This window comes from Streptomyces sparsogenes subsp. cuspidosporus (assembly GCF_039532705.1).
Classification (GTDB): Bacteria; Actinomycetota; Actinomycetes; order Streptomycetales; family Streptomycetaceae; genus Streptomyces; species Streptomyces sparsogenes.
On the sequence record NZ_BAAASD010000003.1, the window covers coordinates 271,170 to 290,095 of the forward strand.

Annotated in this window: 19 protein-coding genes; 8 read left to right on the plus strand and 11 right to left on the minus strand. The window is 72.2% G+C overall.

The window, feature by feature from the left end:
* Positions 1 to 2: 2 nt before the first annotated feature.
* Positions 3 to 1,157, minus strand: a complete 1,155-nt coding sequence (alr, locus tag ABFY07_RS05525; protein ID WP_346173352.1) for an alanine racemase — start codon at positions 1,155 to 1,157, stop codon at positions 3 to 5.
* A gap of 84 nt (positions 1,158 to 1,241) precedes the next feature.
* On the opposite strand from alr, the gene ABFY07_RS05530 reads away from it, so the two are divergent.
* Positions 1,242 to 2,699, plus strand: a complete 1,458-nt coding sequence (locus tag ABFY07_RS05530) for an NAD(P)H-hydrate dehydratase (RefSeq protein WP_346173353.1) — start codon at positions 1,242 to 1,244, stop codon at positions 2,697 to 2,699.
* A 118-nt stretch (positions 2,700 to 2,817) separates the two neighbouring features.
* Positions 2,818 to 4,455, plus strand: a complete 1,638-nt coding sequence (locus ABFY07_RS05535) for a hypothetical protein (RefSeq protein WP_346173354.1) — start codon at positions 2,818 to 2,820, stop codon at positions 4,453 to 4,455.
* A gap of 133 nt (positions 4,456 to 4,588) precedes the next feature.
* Here ABFY07_RS05535 and ABFY07_RS05540 read toward each other — a convergent pair whose 3' ends face one another.
* Both ABFY07_RS05540 and ABFY07_RS05545 read right to left on the minus strand, forming a co-directional pair.
* On the minus strand, positions 4,589 to 5,155 hold the full coding sequence (locus ABFY07_RS05540) for a GNAT family N-acetyltransferase (protein WP_346173355.1): 567 nt from the start codon (positions 5,153 to 5,155) through the stop codon (positions 4,589 to 4,591).
* Complete coding sequence (locus tag ABFY07_RS05545; protein WP_346173356.1) at positions 5,152 to 6,429, minus strand: NsdA family TPR-like regulatory protein; 1,278 nt, start codon at positions 6,427 to 6,429, stop codon at positions 5,152 to 5,154. The genes ABFY07_RS05540 and ABFY07_RS05545 overlap by 4 nt, the downstream gene beginning before the upstream one ends.
* A 298-nt stretch (positions 6,430 to 6,727) precedes the next feature.
* Here ABFY07_RS05545 and ABFY07_RS05550 point away from each other — a divergent pair, with 298 nt between their 5' ends.
* On the plus strand, positions 6,728 to 7,045 hold the full coding sequence (locus tag ABFY07_RS05550; RefSeq protein WP_428836857.1) for a hypothetical protein: 318 nt from the start codon (positions 6,728 to 6,730) through the stop codon (positions 7,043 to 7,045).
* Between the two features lie 100 nt (positions 7,046 to 7,145).
* Here ABFY07_RS05550 and ABFY07_RS05555 read toward each other — a convergent pair whose 3' ends face one another.
* Positions 7,146 to 7,349, minus strand: coding sequence for a hypothetical protein (locus tag ABFY07_RS05555; RefSeq protein WP_346173357.1), 204 nt, complete (start codon positions 7,347 to 7,349; stop codon positions 7,146 to 7,148).
* A 67-nt stretch (positions 7,350 to 7,416) separates the two neighbouring features.
* On the opposite strand from ABFY07_RS05555, the gene ABFY07_RS05560 reads away from it, so the two are divergent.
* Positions 7,417 to 7,668: a hypothetical protein gene (locus tag ABFY07_RS05560; protein ID WP_346173358.1), complete on the plus strand. Its 252-nt coding sequence runs from the start codon at positions 7,417 to 7,419 to the stop codon at positions 7,666 to 7,668.
* 6 nt (positions 7,669 to 7,674) lie between these two features.
* Here ABFY07_RS05560 and ABFY07_RS05565 read toward each other — a convergent pair whose 3' ends face one another.
* Positions 7,675 to 8,574 (minus strand): serine hydrolase, encoded by a 900-nt coding sequence (locus ABFY07_RS05565; RefSeq protein ID WP_346173359.1) that lies wholly within the window; start codon positions 8,572 to 8,574, stop codon positions 7,675 to 7,677.
* Positions 8,571 to 9,452: a LysR family transcriptional regulator gene (locus tag ABFY07_RS05570; RefSeq protein ID WP_346173360.1), complete on the minus strand. Its 882-nt coding sequence runs from the start codon at positions 9,450 to 9,452 to the stop codon at positions 8,571 to 8,573. The genes ABFY07_RS05565 and ABFY07_RS05570 overlap by 4 nt, the downstream gene beginning before the upstream one ends.
* 121 nt (positions 9,453 to 9,573) lie before the next feature.
* Here ABFY07_RS05570 and bla point away from each other — a divergent pair, with 121 nt between their 5' ends.
* Positions 9,574 to 10,503: a class A beta-lactamase gene (gene bla / locus ABFY07_RS05575; RefSeq protein WP_346173361.1), complete on the plus strand. Its 930-nt coding sequence runs from the start codon at positions 9,574 to 9,576 to the stop codon at positions 10,501 to 10,503.
* A gap of 116 nt (positions 10,504 to 10,619) precedes the next feature.
* Here the strand turns inward: bla and ABFY07_RS05580 are convergent, their stop codons facing one another.
* Both ABFY07_RS05580 and glmS read right to left on the minus strand, forming a co-directional pair.
* Complete coding sequence (locus tag ABFY07_RS05580) at positions 10,620 to 10,988, minus strand: holo-ACP synthase (RefSeq protein WP_346173362.1); 369 nt, start codon at positions 10,986 to 10,988, stop codon at positions 10,620 to 10,622.
* 4 nt (positions 10,989 to 10,992) lie between these two features.
* Entirely contained in the window at positions 10,993 to 12,840 is a 1,848-nt protein-coding gene (gene glmS, locus ABFY07_RS05585) for a glutamine--fructose-6-phosphate transaminase (isomerizing) (protein WP_065963062.1), read from the minus strand.
* A gap of 169 nt (positions 12,841 to 13,009) precedes the next feature.
* Between glmS and coaA the strand changes: the two genes are divergently transcribed.
* Together coaA and ABFY07_RS05595 are read left to right on the plus strand one after the other, a co-directional pair.
* On the plus strand, positions 13,010 to 14,095 hold the full coding sequence (gene coaA / locus ABFY07_RS05590; protein WP_346173363.1) for a type I pantothenate kinase: 1,086 nt from the start codon (positions 13,010 to 13,012) through the stop codon (positions 14,093 to 14,095).
* 21 nt (positions 14,096 to 14,116) lie between these two features.
* Positions 14,117 to 15,058 carry a DUF389 domain-containing protein gene (locus ABFY07_RS05595; RefSeq protein WP_346173364.1) on the plus strand — a complete coding sequence of 314 codons (942 nt, stop codon included), beginning with the start codon at positions 14,117 to 14,119 and terminating at the stop codon, positions 15,056 to 15,058.
* A 95-nt stretch (positions 15,059 to 15,153) separates the two neighbouring features.
* On the opposite strand, the gene glmM is transcribed toward ABFY07_RS05595, so the two are convergent.
* The 3 genes from glmM to rplM form a co-directional block, all read right to left on the minus strand.
* The gene (gene glmM / locus ABFY07_RS05600) at positions 15,154 to 16,512 is read right to left on the minus strand and encodes a phosphoglucosamine mutase (RefSeq protein ID WP_346173365.1); all 1,359 of its coding nucleotides are present in this window, start codon (positions 16,510 to 16,512) and stop codon (positions 15,154 to 15,156) included.
* A gap of 155 nt (positions 16,513 to 16,667) precedes the next feature.
* Positions 16,668 to 17,171 (minus strand): 30S ribosomal protein S9, encoded by a 504-nt coding sequence (gene rpsI, locus ABFY07_RS05605; protein WP_065963057.1) that lies wholly within the window; start codon positions 17,169 to 17,171, stop codon positions 16,668 to 16,670.
* Between the two features lie 41 nt (positions 17,172 to 17,212).
* Positions 17,213 to 17,656, minus strand: coding sequence for a 50S ribosomal protein L13 (rplM, locus tag ABFY07_RS05610; RefSeq protein ID WP_346173366.1), 444 nt, complete (start codon positions 17,654 to 17,656; stop codon positions 17,213 to 17,215).
* A 357-nt stretch (positions 17,657 to 18,013) separates the two neighbouring features.
* Here rplM and ABFY07_RS05615 point away from each other — a divergent pair, with 357 nt between their 5' ends.
* Positions 18,014 to 18,877 carry a hypothetical protein gene (locus ABFY07_RS05615; protein WP_346173367.1) on the plus strand — a complete coding sequence of 288 codons (864 nt, stop codon included), beginning with the start codon at positions 18,014 to 18,016 and terminating at the stop codon, positions 18,875 to 18,877.
* The last annotated feature ends 49 nt before the right edge of the window (positions 18,878 to 18,926 follow it).

Here is an 18,926-nt window from a genome sequence, read left to right on the forward strand (position 1 = left end):
GGTCAGTTCCCTGTGCCCTCAGGGTGACCGACATAAACGCGCGGGACGCGGGTACCGATCCGCGTGACGATTTCGTACGCGATCGTGCCGACCGCCCGCGCCCAGTCCTCCGCGGTCGGCTCGCCCCGGTCACCGGGCCCGAACAGCACCGCCTCGTCCCCCGGCGCCGCACTGTCGCCGCCGAGGTCCACCACGAACTGGTCCATCGCCACCGTGCCCGCCACCGTCCGCCACTTGCCGGCGACCAGCACCGGGCCGGTCCCCGAGGCGTGCCGCGGAATCCCGTCGGCGTACCCCACCGGCACCAGCGCCAGGGTGGTCGGGCCGGGGGTGACGTAGCGGTGTCCGTACGACACGCCGTGTCCGCCCGGCACCCGCTTGACCGAGGCCAGCGAGGCGGCCAGCGTCATGGCGGGCCGCAGGCCGAAGTCGGCGGGGTGGCCGAGCTCGGGGCTCGGCGAGATCCCGTACATCGCGATCCCGGTCCGTACGAGGTCGAAGTGCGACTCGGGCAGGGTCAGGGTCGCCGGGGAGTTGGCGATGTGCCGCACCTCCGGGCGGATCCCCGCCTGCTCCGCCTGGGCCACCAGCGCCCGGAACACCTCGAGCTGGGCGGCGATCGAGGGGTGCCCCGGCTCGTCCGCGCACGCGAAGTGCGACCACAGGCCGGCCACCCGGACCGCGCCCTCCGCCTCGGCGGCGCGCGCGGCGGCGACGAGTTCCGCCCAGTCCTCGGGCGAGCAGCCGTTGCGGCCCAGCCCGGTGTCCGCCTTCAGGTGCACGCGCGCGGCGCGCCCGCACGCCCGGGCCGCGGCGACGGCCTCCCGCAGCGCCCACATCCCGCTCAGCGACACGTCGACATCCGCCTCGATCGCCTGCCGCCACGGGCCGCCCGGCGTCCACAGCCAGCACAGCACCCGGCCCGTGTCCCCCGCGGCGCGCAGCGCCAGCGCCTCCTCGGGCGTGGCCGTGCCCAGCCAGCTCGCGCCCGCCTCGCGCGCGGCGCGGGCGCACGGGAGCGCGCCGTGGCCGTAGCCGTCCGACTTGACCACGGCCATCTGCTCGGCCCGGGGGGCCGCCGCGCGCAGCGCGCGCACATTGGCCCGCAGGGCGGCCAGATCGACCACGGCACGGGCGCGCATCGGTGTCTCGTTCATCAGCGTCAGTGTCTCAGGCCCGCCGCGCGCGCGGAGCGTGTGCTTCCGTACGACCTCCGGGGGACGTCCGGGAGACTGGTCGCCATGAGGATTGCCTACAGCGTCGAGACCGTACGGGCCGCGGAGCGGGACTTGATGGCGCGGCTGCCCGAAGGAGCGCTCATGCAGCGCGCGGCCGCGGGCCTGGCGGCGGCCTGCGCCGGGCTGCTGGGCCGCGTCTACGGGGCCCGGGTGGCCCTCCTGGTGGGCAGCGGCGACAACGGCGGCGACGCCCTCTACGCCGGGGCCAGGCTGGCCCGCCGCGGGGCCGGAGTCACCGCCGTCCTGCTGGCCCCCGACCGCGCGCACGCGGGCGGGCTGCGGGCGCTGCGGGCCGCGGGCGGCCGCGCGATCCCCGCCTCCTACGCTTCTGATTCCGCCGAGACGGCCCTGGCCCGGGCCGATCTGGTCCTGGACGGAATCGTCGGCATCGGCGGCAGGGGCGGTCTGCGGCCCGAGGCCGAGCGGCTGATCGGGGCCGTACGCGGCACCGTGGTCGCCGTGGACCTGCCCAGCGGGGTGGACGCCGACACCGGCGAGGTGCGGGGTCCGGCCGTACGCGCCGACGCGACCGTCACCTTCGGCACCTACAAGCCCGGCCTGCTCATCGACCCCGCCCACGAACGCGCGGGGGCGGTGCGCCTGATCGACATCGGGCTCGCCCCCCACCTGCCGCCCGTCCCCGACGTCGAGGCCCTGCAACACGGCGATGTCGCGGCCCTCCTGCCCCGCCCCGGCGCGGAGAGCGACAAGTACCGGCGGGGCGTCGTCGGCGTGGTGGCCGGCTCGGCCCGCTACCCCGGCGCCGCGGTCCTGGCCGTCGCGGGCGCCCTGCGCGGCGGGGCGGGCGCGGTCCGCTACGTGGGCCCGGCGGCCGACGCGGTCATCGCGCGCTTCCCCGAGACCCTCGTCCACTCCGGGCCGCCCCACAAGGCGGGCCGCGTCCAGGCGTGGGTGGTCGGCCCCGGCCTCGGCGACGACGCGGCCGCCCGCCAGTCCCTCGACGACGTCCTCGCCTCCGACGTCCCCGTCCTCGTCGACGCCGACGGCCTCCGTCTCCTCTCCCCCGGCGACCTGCGCTCCCGCAACGCCGCCACGCTCCTCACCCCGCACGCCGGGGAGGCCGCCGCGCTGCTCGGCGTCCCGCGCGAGCAGGTCGAGCAGAGCCGTCTCGCCCACGTCCGCACCCTCGCCGAGCGCTACGGCGCGACCGTCCTCCTCAAGGGCTCCACGACGCTCATCTGCCCCGGCCCGGGCCCCGGCCCCGTACGTGTCAACCCCACCGGCACCGGCTGGCTCGCCACGGCCGGCAGCGGCGACGTCCTCTCCGGCCTCACCGGCTCCCTCCTCGCCGCGGGCCTGTCCACCCACGACGCCGCCTCCGTCGGCGCCTACCTCCACGGCCTCGCCGCCCGCCACGCCACGGCCCCCACCGGCGCGCCCATCGCGGCCCACGACGTGGCGGCGGCCCTGCCGGAGGTGTGGCGGGACGTGCTGGGGTAAGCGCGGCGGGGCTACCCCCTCAGATGAGTCCATCTCGGCTGTTTTGACGCGCGGGACAACACGTACCCCATAGCGTTGCCCGTGGGTCGGAAACGGGTCGACGAAAGGAAGGGCTCGCGTGGCGGTGCAGGAGGGGGAGTACCGGATGTGGGCGGCCCTGGCTCGGCGGGACGATCTGCCGGACGCCGCCCATGGCGCGATCATCGACGGACTGTTGCCCGGGGACGGCGCCTTCGAGTCCTCGTCGTGGCAGCACGGCGTGTTCAAGGAGACGCTGCCCACGTTGTTAGCCCGGGTGACGGACCAGGGGCTTCGCGACAGGTTGATCGCGGCTGGGAGCAGCGACCAGATCACCGAGTTGGTGCACCAGAACGTGCTCGGCCCCGATGACGTACCGGGCGTACTACGGCACCATCGGGTCACCCACGAACTCATCGCAGCACTGGCGCGGCACGACGCTCACCGCGAGGTGGTGCTCGCTCTGGTCAACAACCTGCGGCTGAGCGACCTGGTGCCGGTCGCTCTGTCCTGTGAGCTTCTTTGCTTGGAGGATCTGGACCGGATTCCGCGGGTGCCGGACTGGCTGCTCGATGCCCTGGTCCGGCGCGGGCTTGACCTGGTGACCGCTCAGCTGAACGCCTTCGGCAGCGACCAGCAGGGAGGCACGTACAGGAGGCCCCCGGCGTGGCCGGGCTATGAAGCGTGCCACCTGGTGCTGGAAAGGTGCCCCGACAAGTGGCCGGCGCTGGTAGAGGACGCGGCGACAGGCCAGGCGATGCGACACATCCTCCTCGACTGTGTGGCAACCGAGAAGATCAGCGACGAGGTCCTGGCCTCCTGTGTGCCCGCCCTGTGCCTGCCAGAGCGGGCGGCTCTGACGCAGCCTGCCAGGGATCACCGGCAGCGGCTGCAGCACATCGCCCGCCGCGTGGCCGCTCACCCGCGGCTGCGCGACATGGCCGGCACGGAGTTGAAGGATGCGGCAGACCAGTGCGTCAGGGAGGGCCGGTTGCTTCACGCAGCGAAGGTGAAGCGCTACAAGCCGTACGAACTGACGTCAATGGCCGCCGATCTGGCGCTGACCAGCGGCGACGCCGACCAACTGGCAAAACTGTGCACGCTGGTCAGCCGCCTGCCCGAGCCCGTCGCCCTCCAGCAGCGCTACGCCCATGACGACGAGGATGAGCCGATCCGGCCGAAAGTGCTTCTGAGTTCTGACTCCCGCATCAGCGCGATCAGCGCGCTCGCTCATAATCCTCATCTCGACCAGAGTCTGGTGACCGGCCTTCTGGAACGCCTTCATCCCGTCGAGGTGCAGTGGCTGCTGACTTACGACCAGGAGGTCCCGGCGTGGCTACAGCAGGCGGCGGCCGAGCACGCCGCCGCTCATCGCCAGTGGGAAGTGCCCCGCATCCTGTCCGATACCGAGCTCGACACCTATGCGGACCCTCAGTCCGTGATGCAGGGCTGGCTTGACGCCACCGGCGACCACAGGAGCTGCTTCTACCACCAGGTCGAATACGCCATCCTCGCCTCCCGCCACCGTACCGATGTCCTGGTACGCCAGTTGCCGGCTCCCCTCGTTCTCAGCGACTACAAAGATCCGGTGGCGTCGGAAGAGCTGTTGCGTACATGCGGGAGTGATCCCGGCCGCTGGCAGGCCATGGTGGAGACGCTGGCTACGTCGCGGCTTGACTACTCGGAAACATTCGGGCAATTCATCGACCGCTTCAAGGCTGGATGCGACGGCTCATAGCTGATCAGGCCCATACCAGTGACTTTCGCGTCCGAATGCTGAGTTGCGGTGAGTATGGGACAGCGACACGCCGTGAGGTCGGCGTGTCGCTGTCCCATACTCACCGCAAACCACTCTGAGTGCCGCCTCGCGGCTACCGGCCTGCCTCGCGCAGCTCCAGAACCATCACGTCGTGCAGCGCCGCGCCGTCCCAGGGGTGAGCCTCCCCCACCTTGCGGTACCCCCACGACCGGTACGCGGCCTGCGCGGCCTCGACGTCCGGCCGTGCGTTGAGCAGCACGCGCTCGGCGGTGGTGCCGTCCAGGACGGCCTCATGCAGCCGCCGGGCCACCCCCAGACGGCGCCAGGGCGCGCGTACGGCCAGCTCCATCAGCCCGAACGTCCGGCGGCCGTCCTCACGGCGCAGCTCCTCGCTCACCGGCGTGGTCAGCCGGTCCCACCAGCCGGTGCTCGGGCTGAGGGGGTAGCCGTAGGCGATGCCGACGGGCTCGCCGCCGGCCGTACGGGCGAGGGCGCCCCGGAAGGTCGCCTTGCGGACCTGGGAACGGAACCGCCGGAAGTTCGCCTCGACGTCCTTGGACGTCTTGCGGTACGGCGGTTCGGCGAACGCTTCGGCGTAGACCAGCGTGAACGCGTCTTCGGCCTGCGCCGCCGCCGCTCCGTCCAACCACTCAACGGTGATCGTCTCCGGCGCAGTCATCCGCTCTCCCCTCGTGTCGTCTCGCGAATGCGCTCGATCACGTCGCGCGCAGGGGCGGCATCGAGGCGTACGGCGGCTTCCCCGAAGGACCGCAGACGGCGCCGCAGCCTGTCCGACGACACCCCGCCGCAGGCATCGAGCACGCCCGCCATCTCATGGCAAGCCTCCTCGACCTCGCTCGTGTCCAGCAGGGTCTGAGCGAGTCGGGCACGGTACCAAGCGGTGTTGCGGGTGTAGCCACCGCCGAGACCGGCGACCGCCGAACGCAGGAAGGGCACGGCGCGTGCGGGCTGCGCCTCCCTGGCGTAGTAGGCCGCCGTCGCGTAGTCCACCTCCACGGGCCCCGCGAACCGTGCCCACCTCGGCACGTCCGTGTCGGTGCCCGCGCGCCCTTGATAGGAAACAGCCCGGCTCAGCGCACGGCGAGCGCCGGGCAAGTCGCCCGCATGGGTCGCCGCGCTCGCCTCGCGCAGCGAGATCACCAGATGCACCGTCGGCCCCGCCCCCGCCCGGCGCGCGAGGCCGTACGCGCTCTCAACGGCCGACGCCGCCTCCCACGTGCGGCCCGCTTCAACGGAGAGCAGGGAGAGCGTGTTGAGCGCGCGTACCTGCAAAAGAGGGCTGTCGATGAGCTGTGCCGCCGTCATCGCTTCCATGCAGGCGGCGCGGGCCTCTTCGAGGGGCCCGCCGTCGTATCCGAACCACGCGCGGTGACAGGCGATCTCGCAGAGCATCGTCTGAAGGTCACGGCCGATTCGGCTCGTGTAGACGCTGCTGCTCAAAATGCGGGTGATCTGCTGCTCCAACTGCTGGGCGCGCGCCTTGGCGGGAATGCCCCCGGAGCGGTGATCGACGGCGTAGAGGTCGACGAGCCGGGTGCGTAACGCCGCCACCTCACTGGCCCCTAAGCGCGGGCCACGCTGCTCAGGGAGCACCGTCGCGGCAGCGATCGCCCCCGAACCCGTAACGAACGCTCGACGCTTCACCTCTCCATCGTCGCCGATCCTCTCGACCGTCGAACGCCGATGCGGAGGAACGTCGAACCCCATCTCCGCGAGCGGAAGTCCGAACATCGCTTCCAGCACTGCCTGCTGGCCCGGATGCGGCAAGGGCGGCGGAGACTCGCCTTCCCAACGCCGGAGTTGGCGGACGCTCACCGAGGCGTCGATGCACAGCCGGGCGGCCTCGCGGGCGAAGGCGGCAGCGAAGGTCACCTGGGTATACCCCGCCGCTTTGCGCAGCCCCGCAAGCCTGCTGACGCCGCTGTCCGCCATCGTCCCTCTCCCCACGCGCACGACCGCACACACAGCGTAGCGATATGGCCGATGCGCCGTCAGGAGAAAACGTCCGCCCAAACGTCCGGCCGGGAACGGCGCATGACTCCCGTCGAGGCACTGCACTGGTGGGCAGTGCGCAAGACCCCCGCGACGTTGTGCGACGTCCGGGGGCGTGGCCCACCAGCTAATGGGAGCTGATGAACATGAACCACCTTATGACCCGTGCCCTCGAACGAGTGAGTACGGTTTCCGCCGCCCCTGCCATCCGTCGGCGCCGAGCCACGGAGGCCGCCGCATGCGCCCGATGACCGACCTCCGCCTGCTGCCCTGGTCCGACCCTGAGGGCAGGCCCTGCTACCTGTCCTCGGACAACGGCGACAGTCTCCTGAACCGCCGAGCGGACCAGATCGAGGCACTGCAACTGTCCATGGGGACGGAACTCCTCGGTCACGCCCGCGTGCTGCTCAACGACCGCAAGGCGAACGCCGGAGAACTCCGCTTCCTCGCGCAGCGGCTGTGCGAGGCGCTGCGCGACGCGCTTCGGGTGGCGGAGAGCAGGGGCAGGCGGCTGCCCGGCCGCGACGAAGACGGAAACCCCGGCGAGGGCTTATGACCGATTGACGGATCGGCGGGCCGCCGTCGGGAGGGGTCCCGGCCGTGTGCCCCTACGGTGTGTGGCTTCCTGGTGCGACCAGGAGGAACCCTCTGGACCGCTACGAGCCGAAGGAACACGACATGCGCCGTCTCCTGGCCTCCGTCACGCCACTTCTCCTGCTTCTCGTCGGCTGCGGCTCCTCGGCGGACAGTCCTCCCACCGCGCGGTCGAGCGCCTCGGGCACGCCGTCGTCCGTCCGCCCGTCCAAGAGCGTGCCCTCCAGGACGAGCACCCCCGCGCGCGCCCCTTCCCCGGGCGCCATCACGCGCACCTCCGCGCCCCCAACGTCGGACCCCAAGGACTGCTTCGACGGATACTGCACGCTTAAGTTGTCGAAGCCCCTGACGATTCGGCTCGACACCAAGAAGTTCTACTACCCCGAGATGACCGTCGTGGCGGTCGGCTCGGACACCCTCACCTACCGCGTCGACTATCCGCATGGTGGGGGCGCGCAGCAAATCCTGTCTCCAGGGGGCGGCTCGGCCTTCGGCTTCCGGTCGCACACCACCGTGGAGGTGAAGCTGGTGTCGATCACCAGCGGAACCGCGCTGCTCGCCCTCTCGCCGGGCACGCCGGACTGACCGGCTTCACAGCTGCCGCAGGTGGTCACGCAGCGCCCGGGCGGCCTGGGACATGAGGGCGTCGGCGCCGGGTTGGGTGCCGGCGGGGACGAGGGACTCGGTGAGGATGGCGATGGCGAAGGTCTGGCCGTCGGAGTGCTCGACGACGCCGATCTCGTGGCGGAGGTTGAGGAGGGTGCCGGTCTTGGAGGACCAGGTGGTGGCGTCGGAGCTGAAGTCCGGGGCGAGGCGGTGCCGGATCACGTTCTGGGACATCAGGCCGCGCACGCGGACGGCCACGTCCGGGTGGATCTTCGACGGGGTCCACAGGGCCTGGAGCAGCTCGACCCAGGCGCGGGCGCTGCCGGTGTTGGCGCGGGTGGTGTCGAGCTGCGGTACGCGGTGGCCGCGGCCGCTGGTGCCGGCGTCGATGGCGAGGGCGTGGGCGAGGTGCGCCTGGGTGGCGTCGAAGCGTTCGGCGGGGGTGTCGCCCAGTTCGCGCATGGTGTGCCGGACGGTGAGGCCGCGCAGGCCCAGCTCGTGGAGGAGGCCGGCGACCCGGGCGGGCGGGGTGAGGTCGAACAGCGCGTCGGCGGCCGAGTTGTCGCTCAGACAGGTGCTCAGATAGAGCAGGTCGTCCACGGCGATCCGGGCGGGGTGGCGGAATCGGCTCAGCCCGGTGGGGCCCGGGGTGGTGACCCCGCCGGGCCGCACGTCGAGCATCGTGGCCCCGTCCAGCTCGCCGCGCCGGATGCGCTCCGCCGTGGCCAGGGCGAGCGGGACCTTGACGAGGGAAGCGGAGGGCAGGGGGACATCCGGGTCGATGCCCAGCTCCTCGCCGGTGTGCAGGTCCCGGACGAGGAGGTAGCCGCGCAGACCGCCGTCGCGCAGTCGGCCGCGCAGGTCGCGCAGCAGCGCCTCGGTCATGCGGGCGCCCCCTCCGCGCCGAGGCAGCGCGCGATCGCGTCCCCCAGGCGCGCCTGGAGGTGGTGGGGATCGCCGGGCGCGGCGGCGGCGAGGGCGTATCCGCGGGTGAGCGCGATCTCGCCGATGGGGCGCCAGCTCAGGGCGAGTTCCCGGGCCTGCGCGGGTGAGCACAGCAGCAGATCGCGGGAGCACAGCACGTCCGCCGCGGCGGTGGTGAGGTCGTCCGCGACGGCGAGCTGTACGGGCCGCAGGCCGACGGCGTCGCGCAGCCGTGTCAGGGGGTCGCGGATGTGCGGGGCGTCGTCTTCGGGCTGGATCCAGACCCGGCGGGCCGGCTCGGGGTCGGCCCGGCCCATCCGCAGCGTTTCGAGGTAGACCCGCTTCACGCCGGGGTCCTGAGCACCCGCCAGGCCGAGCGGCACCGTCCACATCGCCTCGTCCCGCGCCACCGGGAGCAGCGCGGCGCGCACCTGTTGGGAGCGGATGAGTTCCAGCCGCCGTGGCGGCGGGCCGACACGGAGTTCGAGGGTGACGCCGTGTCCTCGTGCGTCGGCGACGAGGCGGGCGAGGTCGGCGGTGGGGCAGATCCCGGGCACGGCGAGCCGCCACGGCTTGCGCTTGGCGGCCTCCGCCTCGTGCAGCAGTACGTCGGCGGCGAGGACGAGCTGCCGGGCCGCCGGCAGCATCTCCCGGCCGAAGGGGGTGAGGACGGCACGCCGCGAGGTGCGCTCGAACAGCGGCTCGCCGACGTGTGCTTCCAGGGCCGCGATACGACGGCTGGCCACCGGCTGGGACATCCGGGCGACGGCCGCGCCGACGGTGAAGCTGCCGCGCTCGCTGACGCTGACGAACGCGCGGCACGCTCCCACGAGATCCACAGCGCCCCTCCCTCTTATGTCACTTCGACATGGAAGTCGTCAGAAGCGTATTGGATCGCATGGGTGGCGCGAGGAGAGAGTGGCACGGTCACAGCCACACCCCCCGCAGGAGGACCTGACCATGCCGCACACCCGCGCCCGGCGCGCCCTTCGCGGTGCGCTCACCACCCTCACCCTCGTCCCGCTCGCGGCCTGCGGCCAGGACGACTCCCCGGCCGCCGGGACGGCGAAGCCGAGTGCGGCCGGGAAGCCGAGCGCGGCCACGCAGTCGTACGTGCGCGACTTCAAGGACCTCGAGCGCGAGTTCGACGCCCGCCTGGGCGTCTACGCCGTCGACACCGGCACCGGCCGGGAGGTGGCGTACCGCGACGGCGAGCGCTTCGCCTACAACTCCACGTTCAAGGCCCTGGCCTGCGGTGTTCTCCTGGACAAGGTCTCGCTCGGCGGGATGGACAAGAAGATCACGTATGACGGGAGGGTGCTGCTCCCCAACTCCCCCGTCACCGAGAAGCACGTCGACACCGGCATGACCCTTGCCGAGCTGTGCGACGCCACCATCCGCTACAGCGACAACGCCGCCGCCAACCTGATCCTCGACGAGCTCGGCGGGCCCAAGGCCCTGGACGCCGCGCTCGAGGAGATGGGCGATGACGTCACCCGGATGGAGCGCCCCGAGCCGTATCTGAGCCGGTGGGTCCCCGGCGAGACGCGGGACACCACCACGCCGCGGGCGTTCGCGAAGGACCTGCGGGCGTTCGTGCTCGGGGACGCCCTCGGCAAGGCCGAACGTGCGCGACTCACCACATGGCTGCGGACCAACAGGACCGGCGACACGGTCATCAGGGCCGGGGTGCCAAAGGGCTGGGCGGTCGGCGACAAGACCGGGACCGGAAGCTACTACGGCGCCCGTAACGACATCGCCGTCGTATGGCCCCCGCACAAGGCGCCCCTCGTGATGGCGATCCTCTCCCACCGCACCGCCAAGGACGCCGAGCCCGACGACAAGCTGATCGCGAAGGCGGCGTCCGTGGTGGCCGGCACGCTGTCGTAGAGCCCACGGGCGGACTCCACGCACCACGTGGCACGGTGTCGTAGAGCCCACCGCTGTCGTAGAGCCCACCGGCTGTCGTAGGGGCCACACCCGCGCGCCCCCACGAGCCGCGCAGCTCACCCCTCCGCGATCACCACCGCCGACGCGACCCCCGCGTCATGGCTGAGCGACACGTGCCAGGCCCGTACGCCCAGCTCCTCCGCCCGGGCCGCCACCGTCCCGCGCACCGAGAGCCGCGGCTGCCCGCTGGACTCCGTCAGCACCTCGGCGTCGGTCCAGCGCAGCCCGCCCGGGGCGCCGAGCGCCTTGGCCAGCGCCTCCTTGGCCGCGAAGCGGGCGGCGAGCGAGGCGATCCCGCGCCGCTCGCCGCTCGGCAGGGTCAGCTCGCGTGCGACGAACAGCCGGTCCGCCAGCCCCGGCGTGCGCCGCAGCGCGTCGTCGAAGCGGTCGATCTCGGCCACGTCGATGCCGACCCCGATGATCACCTCGTCACTCCACGGTCACCGACTTGGCCAGGTTGCGCGGCTGGTCGACCTCGTTGCCGCGCGCCGTGGCCAGCTCGCAGGCGAAGACCTGCAGCGGCACGGTCGCGACCAGGGGCTGCAGCAGGGTCGGGGTGGCGGGGATCTCGATCAGGTGGTCCGCGTACGGGGCCACGGTCGTGTCGCCGCGCTCGGCGATGACGATGGTGCGGGCACCCCGCGCCCGGATCTCCTGGATGTTGGAGACGATCTTGTCGTGGAGGACGGAGCGGCCGCGCGGCGAGGGCACGACCACCACGACCGGCAGGTCCTCCTCGATCAGCGCGATGGGCCCGTGCTTGAGCTCGCCGGCCGCGAAGCCCTCGGCGTGCATGTAGGCGAGCTCCTTGAGCTTGAGCGCGCCCTCCAGAGCCACCGGGTAGCCGACGTGGCGGCCCAGGAACAGGACGGTGTTCTTGTCGGCCAGGGTGCGCGCCAGCTCGCGTACCGGCTCCATCGTCTCCAGGACCTGCTCCACCTGGGTGCCGATCTCGGACAGCTCGCGGATCACGGACTGGATCTCGTCACCCCACTTGGTGCCGCGCACCTGCCCCAGGTAGAGCGCCACCAGGTAGCAGGCCACCAGCTGGGTGAGGAACGCCTTGGTGGAGGCGACCGCGACCTCGGGCCCGGCGTGGGTGTAGAGCACGGCGTCCGACTCGCGCGGGATCGTGGAACCGTTGGTGTTGCAGATGGCGAGCACCTTCGCGCCCTGCTCGCGCGCGTGCCGCAGCGCCATCAGGGTGTCCATGGTCTCGCCGGACTGCGAGATGGCGATCACCAGCGTCCGCGGGTCCATGATCGGATCGCGGTAGCGGAACTCGCTGGCCAGCTCGGTCTCGCAGGGGATCCGGGTCCAGTGCTCGATGGCGTACTTCGCGATCATCCCGGCGTGGTAGGCGGTGCCGCAGGCCACGATGACGACCTTGTCGACCTCGCGCAGCACGGACGCCGGGATCCGGACCTCGTCCAGGGTGAGGCTGCCGGCCTCGTCGATCCGCCCCAGCAGCGTGTCGGCGACGGCCTTCGGCTGCTCGGCGATCTCCTTGAGCATGAAGTAGTCGTAGCCGCCCTTCTCGGCGGCGGAGGCGTCCCAGTCGACGTGATACGCGCGGACGTCGGCGGGCGCCCCCTCGAAGTCGGTGACCGTCACCCCGTCCCGGCGCGCCTCGACGACCTGGTCCTGGCCGAGCTCGATGGCCTCGCGGGTGTGGGCGATGAACGCGGCCACGTCGGAGGCCAGGAACGCCTCGTCCTCGCCGACGCCGACCACCAGCGGCGAGTTGCGGCGCGCGCCGACCACCACGTCGGGCGCGTCCGCGTGCACGGCGACCAGCGTGAAGGCGCCCTCCAGCCGCCGGCACACCTGCCGCATCGCCTCGGCCAGGTCCCCGCAGGACGAGAAGGACTCGGCGAGCAGGTGGGCCACGACCTCGGTGTCGGTCTCGGAGGCCAGCTCATGGCCACGCTCGGCCAGCTCGGCGCGGAGCGCGGCGAAGTTCTCGATGATGCCGTTGTGGACCACGGAGACCCGGCCCGCGTTGTCCAGGTGCGGATGGGCGTTGGCGTCCGTCGGGCCGCCGTGGGTGGCCCAGCGGGTGTGGCCGATGCCGGTGCCGCCGGTGGGCAGCGGGCGGTCGGCGAGCTCCTTCTCCAGGTTGGCGAGCTTGCCGGCCTTCTTGGCGGCGGCCAGCCCACCGTCGGCGAGCACGGCGACGCCCGCCGAGTCATAGCCCCGGTACTCGAGCCGCTTCAGCCCGGCGAGGACGACATCGAGGGCGGACTGCCCTCCCACATAACCAACGATTCCGCACATGCACTGCAGCGTACGGCCCGTGGCCGCGCCCGCCGACCACCGCCCACGCCCATTGCGCCGCCCGCCGCACATCCGCCGCACGTCCGGCGGCCGCGATGCACTCCACGCGTGACGGACCCCACGCCCCGCCCCGCCCCACGCCCCCGGGCCGAGCCCCGACAATGAGAGGATGATCACGTCTCCCGCGCAGGACGCGCACCCCGCGCCCCCGGAGCACGACTCACCCACGCAGCACGGCCCGCCCCCGGCGCACGACGCACCCCCGCGGCATCCCGCGCAGCCCTCCCGCGCCCCGCGGCGGCCCGAGCCGAGCCCGTACGTGGACCTGTCCCGCGACGAGTGGAGCGCCCTGCGGGACAAGACCCCGCTGCCGCTCACCGCCGAGGAGGTCGAGCGGCTGCGCGGCCTCGGCGACGTCATCGACCTCGACGAGGTGCGGGACGTCTACCTCCCGCTGTCCCGGCTGCTCAACCTGTACGTGGCCGCCACCGGCAGGCTGCGCGGCGCGCTCAACACCTTCCTCGGGGACACCAAGAAGGGCAGCGGCACCCAGCCCGGCACGCCCTTCGTGATCGGCGTGGCGGGCAGCGTGGCGGTCGGCAAGTCCACCACCGCCCGGCTGCTGCAGGCGCTGCTGGCCCGCTGGCCCGAGCACCCGCGCGTCGAGCTGATCACCACCGACGGCTTTCTGCACCCCAACGCGGAGCTGCACCGGCGCGGCCTGATGTCCCGCAAGGGCTTCCCCGAGTCGTACGACCGCAGGGCGCTGACCCGGTTCGTGGCCGATGTGAAGGCGGGCAAGGAGGAGGTGTCGGCGCCCGTCTACTCGCACCTGATCTACGACATCGTGCCGGGCGAGCGGCTGACCGTGCGCCGCCCCGACATCCTGATCGTCGAGGGGCTCAACGTGCTCCAGCCCGCGCTGCCCGGCAAGGACGGGCTCACCCGCGTGGGCCTCGCCGACTTCTTCGACTTCAGCGTGTACGTCGACGCCCGCACCGAGGACATCGAGAGCTGGTACCTGGGCCGCTTCCGCAAGCTGCGCGAGACGGCCTTCCAGGACCCCTCCTCGTACTTCCGCAAGTACACCCAGGTCTCCGAGGAGGAGGCGCTGGACTACGCGCGCATGATGTGGCGCACCATCAACAAGCCCAATCTCCAGCAGAACGTCGCGCCCACCCGGGGCCGTGCCACGCTGGTGCTCCGCAAGGGCCCGGACCACAAGGTCCGGCGGCTGTCCCTGCGCAAACTCTGACTCACGAACGGGAGCACCCCTGTGCTGCACCTGCGGCTGATCGTCCCGGCCGACCGCACCGACGACGTGGTGCGCACCGTGGAGAAGACGGTGGGCACCACCCATCTCGTGGTGCTGCCGGGCGTGGCCCGCGTCCCGGCGGGGGACGTGGTGCTGGTCGACGTGGCGCGCGAGGCGGGCGACACCCTGCTGGCCGAGCTGCGCGCGCTGGGCCTGGACAACGACGGCTCGATCGCCGTGGAGAACATCGACCTGTCGCTGTCCAGGCGCGCCGACGAGGCGGAGGAGGAGGCCCCGGGCGAGGGCGCGGACGCCGTCCTGTGGGAGCACCTGACCGAGGCCACCCACGAGGAGTCCACGCTCTCCGTGACCTTCCTGGCCTTCCTCGTCCTCGCCACGATGATCGCGGCCTGCGGTGTGGTGCTGGACAACGCGATCCTGATCGTGGGCGCGATGGCGGTGGGCCCGGAGTTCGGCCCGCTGGCCGGGCTGTCCACGGCGCTGGTGCAGCGGGCCCCGCGGCTCGCCGCCCGCTCGCTGATAGCGCTGGTCGTGGGCTTCGTGGTGGCGATGGCGCTGACGACCGGCTTCGGCGTGCTGATGGACGCCTTCGGGCTGTTCCACAAGGACATGCTGGAGCGGGCGCGCCCGAACACCGACTTCATCTGGAAGCCGGACATGTTCTCCTTCGTCGTGGCCCTGCTCGCCGGCGTCGCCGGCACCCTCTCGCTGACCTCGGCGAAGTCCGGGGCGCTGGTGGGCGTGGCGATCTCGGTCACCACGGTGCCGGCGGCGGCCAACGCGGCGGTGGCGCTCGGCTACGGCGACATCGACCAGATGTGGGGCTCGACGGAGCAGCTGCTGCTGAACCTGGCCGGGATCGTGGTCGCGGGCACGCTCACGCTGCTGGCCCAGAAGTTCCTGTGGGCCAGGCAGCACGGGCGCGCGCTCCGGCGCCCGTAGCCCGGATTTGTGGTGAGTACGAGACGGCGACACGCCGTGGCGTCGGCGTGTCGCCGTCCCATACTCACCGCGAGTGAGTTTCCGGGGCTCCGGGGCTAGCCGAGCGCCGACTTCACCACGTCCGCGAGGCGCCCCGCGACCGACCGGGCCTGGTCGATGTCCGCGGCCTCCACCATCACCCGCACCACGGGCTCGGTCCCGGACGGCCGCAGCAGCACCCGCCCGGTCTCCCCCAGCTCCCGCTCCGCGTCCGCCACCGCCGCGGCCAGCTCGGCGCTCGCGGCGACCCGCGACTTGTCCACGTCGCGCACGTTGATCAGCACCTGCGGCAGCCGCTCCATGACGCGGGCGAGGTCGGCCAGCGTACGGCCGGTGGCGGCCACCCGCGCGGCCAGCAGCAGGCCGGTCAGCGTGCCGTCGCCGGTGGTCGCGTGGTCGAGGACGATGACATGGCCGGACTGCTCGCCGCCGAGGGCGTAGCCGTGCTCCTTCATCTCCTCCAGCACATAGCGGTCGCCGACCGCCGTCTGGACCAGCTCGACGCCCTCGCGGCGCATGGCGAGCTTGAAGCCGAGGTTGGACATCACGGTGCCGACGACCGTGTTCTCGCGCAGGGTGCCCGCCTCGCGCAGCGCGAGCGCGAGCACCGCGAGGATCTGGTCGCCGTCGACCTCCTCGCCCGCCGCGTCCACGGCCAGGCAGCGGTCGGCGTCCCCGTCGTGGGCGACGCCCAGGTCGGCCCCGTGCTCGAGGACGGCGGCCTTGAGCCGGTCCAGGTGGGTGGAGCCGTAGCCGTCGTTGATGTTGAGCCCGTCGGGGTCGGTGCCGATGGTGATGACCTCGGCGCCGGCCCGGTTGAACGCCTCCGGGGAGACCCGGGAGGCCGCGCCGTGCGCCCCGTCGACGACGACCTTCAGCCCGTCGAGCCGGTTCGGGAGGACCCCGACGAGGTGGGCGACGTACTTGTCGAAACCCTCCCCGTATTCACGCACTCGGCCCACACCCGCGCCGGTGGGCCGGTCCCACGGCTCGCCGGAGGCGTGCGCGCGGTAGGTGGTCTCGATGCGGTCCTCCAGCTCGTCCGCGAGCTTGTGGCCGCCGCGCGCGAAGAACTTGATGCCGTTGTCGGGCATCGGGTTGTGGCTGGCGGACAGCATCACGCCCAGGTCCGCGTCGAGCGCGCCGGTCAGGTACGCCACGGCGGGCGTCGGCAGCACGCCCACCCGCAGCACGTCCACGCCCGCGCTCGCCAGCCCGGCCACCACGGCGGCCTCCAGGAACTCCCCGGACGCGCGCGGATCCCTCCCGACCACCGCCACCGGCCGATGGCCTTCGAAGGTTCCCGCCTCGGCGAGCACATGCGCCGCCGCGACCGACAGGCCGAGCGCCATCTCAGCCGTCAGGTCGGCGTTGGCGACACCGCGCACACCGTCCGTACCGAAGAGTCGTCCCACTGGTGTCCTCCGAGATTACGAGCCGGGGGTCGGCAGCTTGCTTGAAGGTATACGCCCCCGGGTGCCGATAGCCGAACGCCCCGGCGGCACGTGTGGTGCCGCCGGGGCGTTCGAACAGCGGGCGAAGCCGCCGTATGAGCAGCGAGGCCGCGCGATCAGCGCTTGCTGTACTGCGGCGCCTTGCGGGCCTTCTTCAGACCGGCCTTCTTGCGCTCGGTGGCGCGGTCGTCACGGGTCAGGAAGCCGGCCTTCTTGAGCGGGCCGCGGTTGTTGTCCACGTCCGCCTCGTTCAGCGCGCGGGCGATGCCCAGGCGCAGCGCACCGGCCTGCCCGGAGACGCCGCCGCCCGCGATGCGGGCGATGACGTCGTAGCGGTCGTCCAGCTCGAGCACCTTGAAGGGCTCGTTGACTTCCTGCTGGTGCACCTTGTTGGGGAAGTAGTCCTCAAGGGTGCGACCGTTGATCTTCCACTGGCCGCTGCCCGGCACGATGCGGACGCGGGCGATGGCGTTCTTGCGGCGCCCGGTGCCGGCGGCCGGCTGGGGCTCGCCGAAGCGGGAAGCGAGCGACTCGGAGGTGTACTCCGACTCGATCGTCTCCACGCTCTCGGTGGTGTACTCCTCGACGTCGAGGGGGGTCTCGGCGGTGGTCTCGGCCACGATGCTCCTCAGATTCTCTTCAGTCTCAGTGGGTGGCCGGACTACTGCGCGACCTGGGTGATCTCGAACGGAACCGGCTGCTGAGCGCCGTGCGGGTGCTGGTCACCCGCGTAGACCTTCAGCTTCGAGAGCATCTGGCGGCCCAGGGTGTTCTTCGGGAGCATGCCCTTGATGGCCTTCTCGACGGCCTTCTCCGGGCTCTTCTCCAGCAGCTCGTCGTAGCGGATGGAACGCAGACCACCCGGGTAGCCGGAGTGGCGGTACGCCATCTTCTGGGTCCGCTTGTTGCCGGAGAGGTGCACCTTGTCGGCGTTGATGATGATGACGAAGTCACCAGTGTCGACATGCGGCGCGTACACCGGCTTGTGCTTGCCCCGGAGAAGGGTGGCGGCCTGAGAGGCCAGGCGGCCCAGGACGACGTCGGTGGCGTCGATGACGTGCCACTGACGCTGGACGTCGCCGGGCTTGGGGCTGTACGTACGCACGGTCGTAGCCTTCGCTTCTTCAGTGAGTGTGGTCCTGACAAGGCCACCACGGACGATCACGACAGCCTTGGCCGCACGTCGGTGACGCAAACCGAGTGCCTGCCGCTGGTCATCGGCCCGGTGGACCGGCGTAACGGCCTCTCACGTGAGAACGAGCAAGCCAATACGCATAACGAACTGGCAGAATACCGGCCCGCCCCCGGACGGGTCAAAACGCCCCCGGCCCCGGCCCGCCGCGCCGCCACCCCCACTCACGCCCCGGCCACGCCCCGGACACACAGCGTCACCCACCGAATCGTGACCTCCGAGCCGCCCGAACCGGCCGGTTCCTCACTCACCCGGTCTAAAATGCGCGCCATGAGCTTTGGGCAAGGGGGGCCGTACGGGCCCGGGGGAGGCCACGGGCCCGGGGGATCCCAGCCGCCGACGCCGGACTGGGCGGCGCTCGCCGACGACACCGCGCGGCGCGGCCGCAGACGCAAGCTGCTGTTCATCGGCGGCGGCGTGCTGGCGACGGCCGCGATCGGGGCAATCGTCGCCACGGCCGTGATCAGCAGCGGCGACAAGGGGAAGTCCTCCGACAACTCGGCCGGCCGGCTGCCCGCGCCCCAGGACCTGCCCAGCGAGTCCTCGACGCCCGAGCCGACGTTCTCCGACGTCGCCCCGCCGGCCCCGCCGAAGCCGCTGGACATCCTCTCCAGCGCCAAGCGGGACAAGGCGCCGCTCAGCGCGGCCACCCTCTTCCCCGACGAGAAGGCCGTCGGGAACGGCCACACGTACACCAAGGGCGCGACCGCCGCCACCAGCGCTTGCGCGACGGCGGCCCAGGGCCGCCTCGGCCCCGCGCTGACGAACAACGGCTGCCGCTCGCTGTTCCGCGCCACCTACTCAAAGGACGGCGTGGCGGTCACCGTCGGCATCGCCGTCTTCGACACCAAGGCGGCGGCGGAGCGGGCCAAGGAGCAGGCCGGGCCCAATGTGGCCTCCCTGGCCGGCGGCGGCGTGCCCGTCTTCTGCCGCCAGGCGGACTGCCGCGCCTCGGCCAATGCCATCGGCCGCTACGCCTACTTCACCATCGCCGGCTACACCTCCGGCGCGGACGTGACCACCGCCGACACCAAGGCGCTCCAGGCCGGGCGGGACATCGCGGACTACGCCTTCCGCCGCATCCTGGAGCGCGGAAACCAGCAGGCGTCAGCGGCGGCCACGGCCACCGACTGACGCCGGCTCCACCTGCGTCCGCTCCTTGGCGAGTACTGGCGAGTACTTG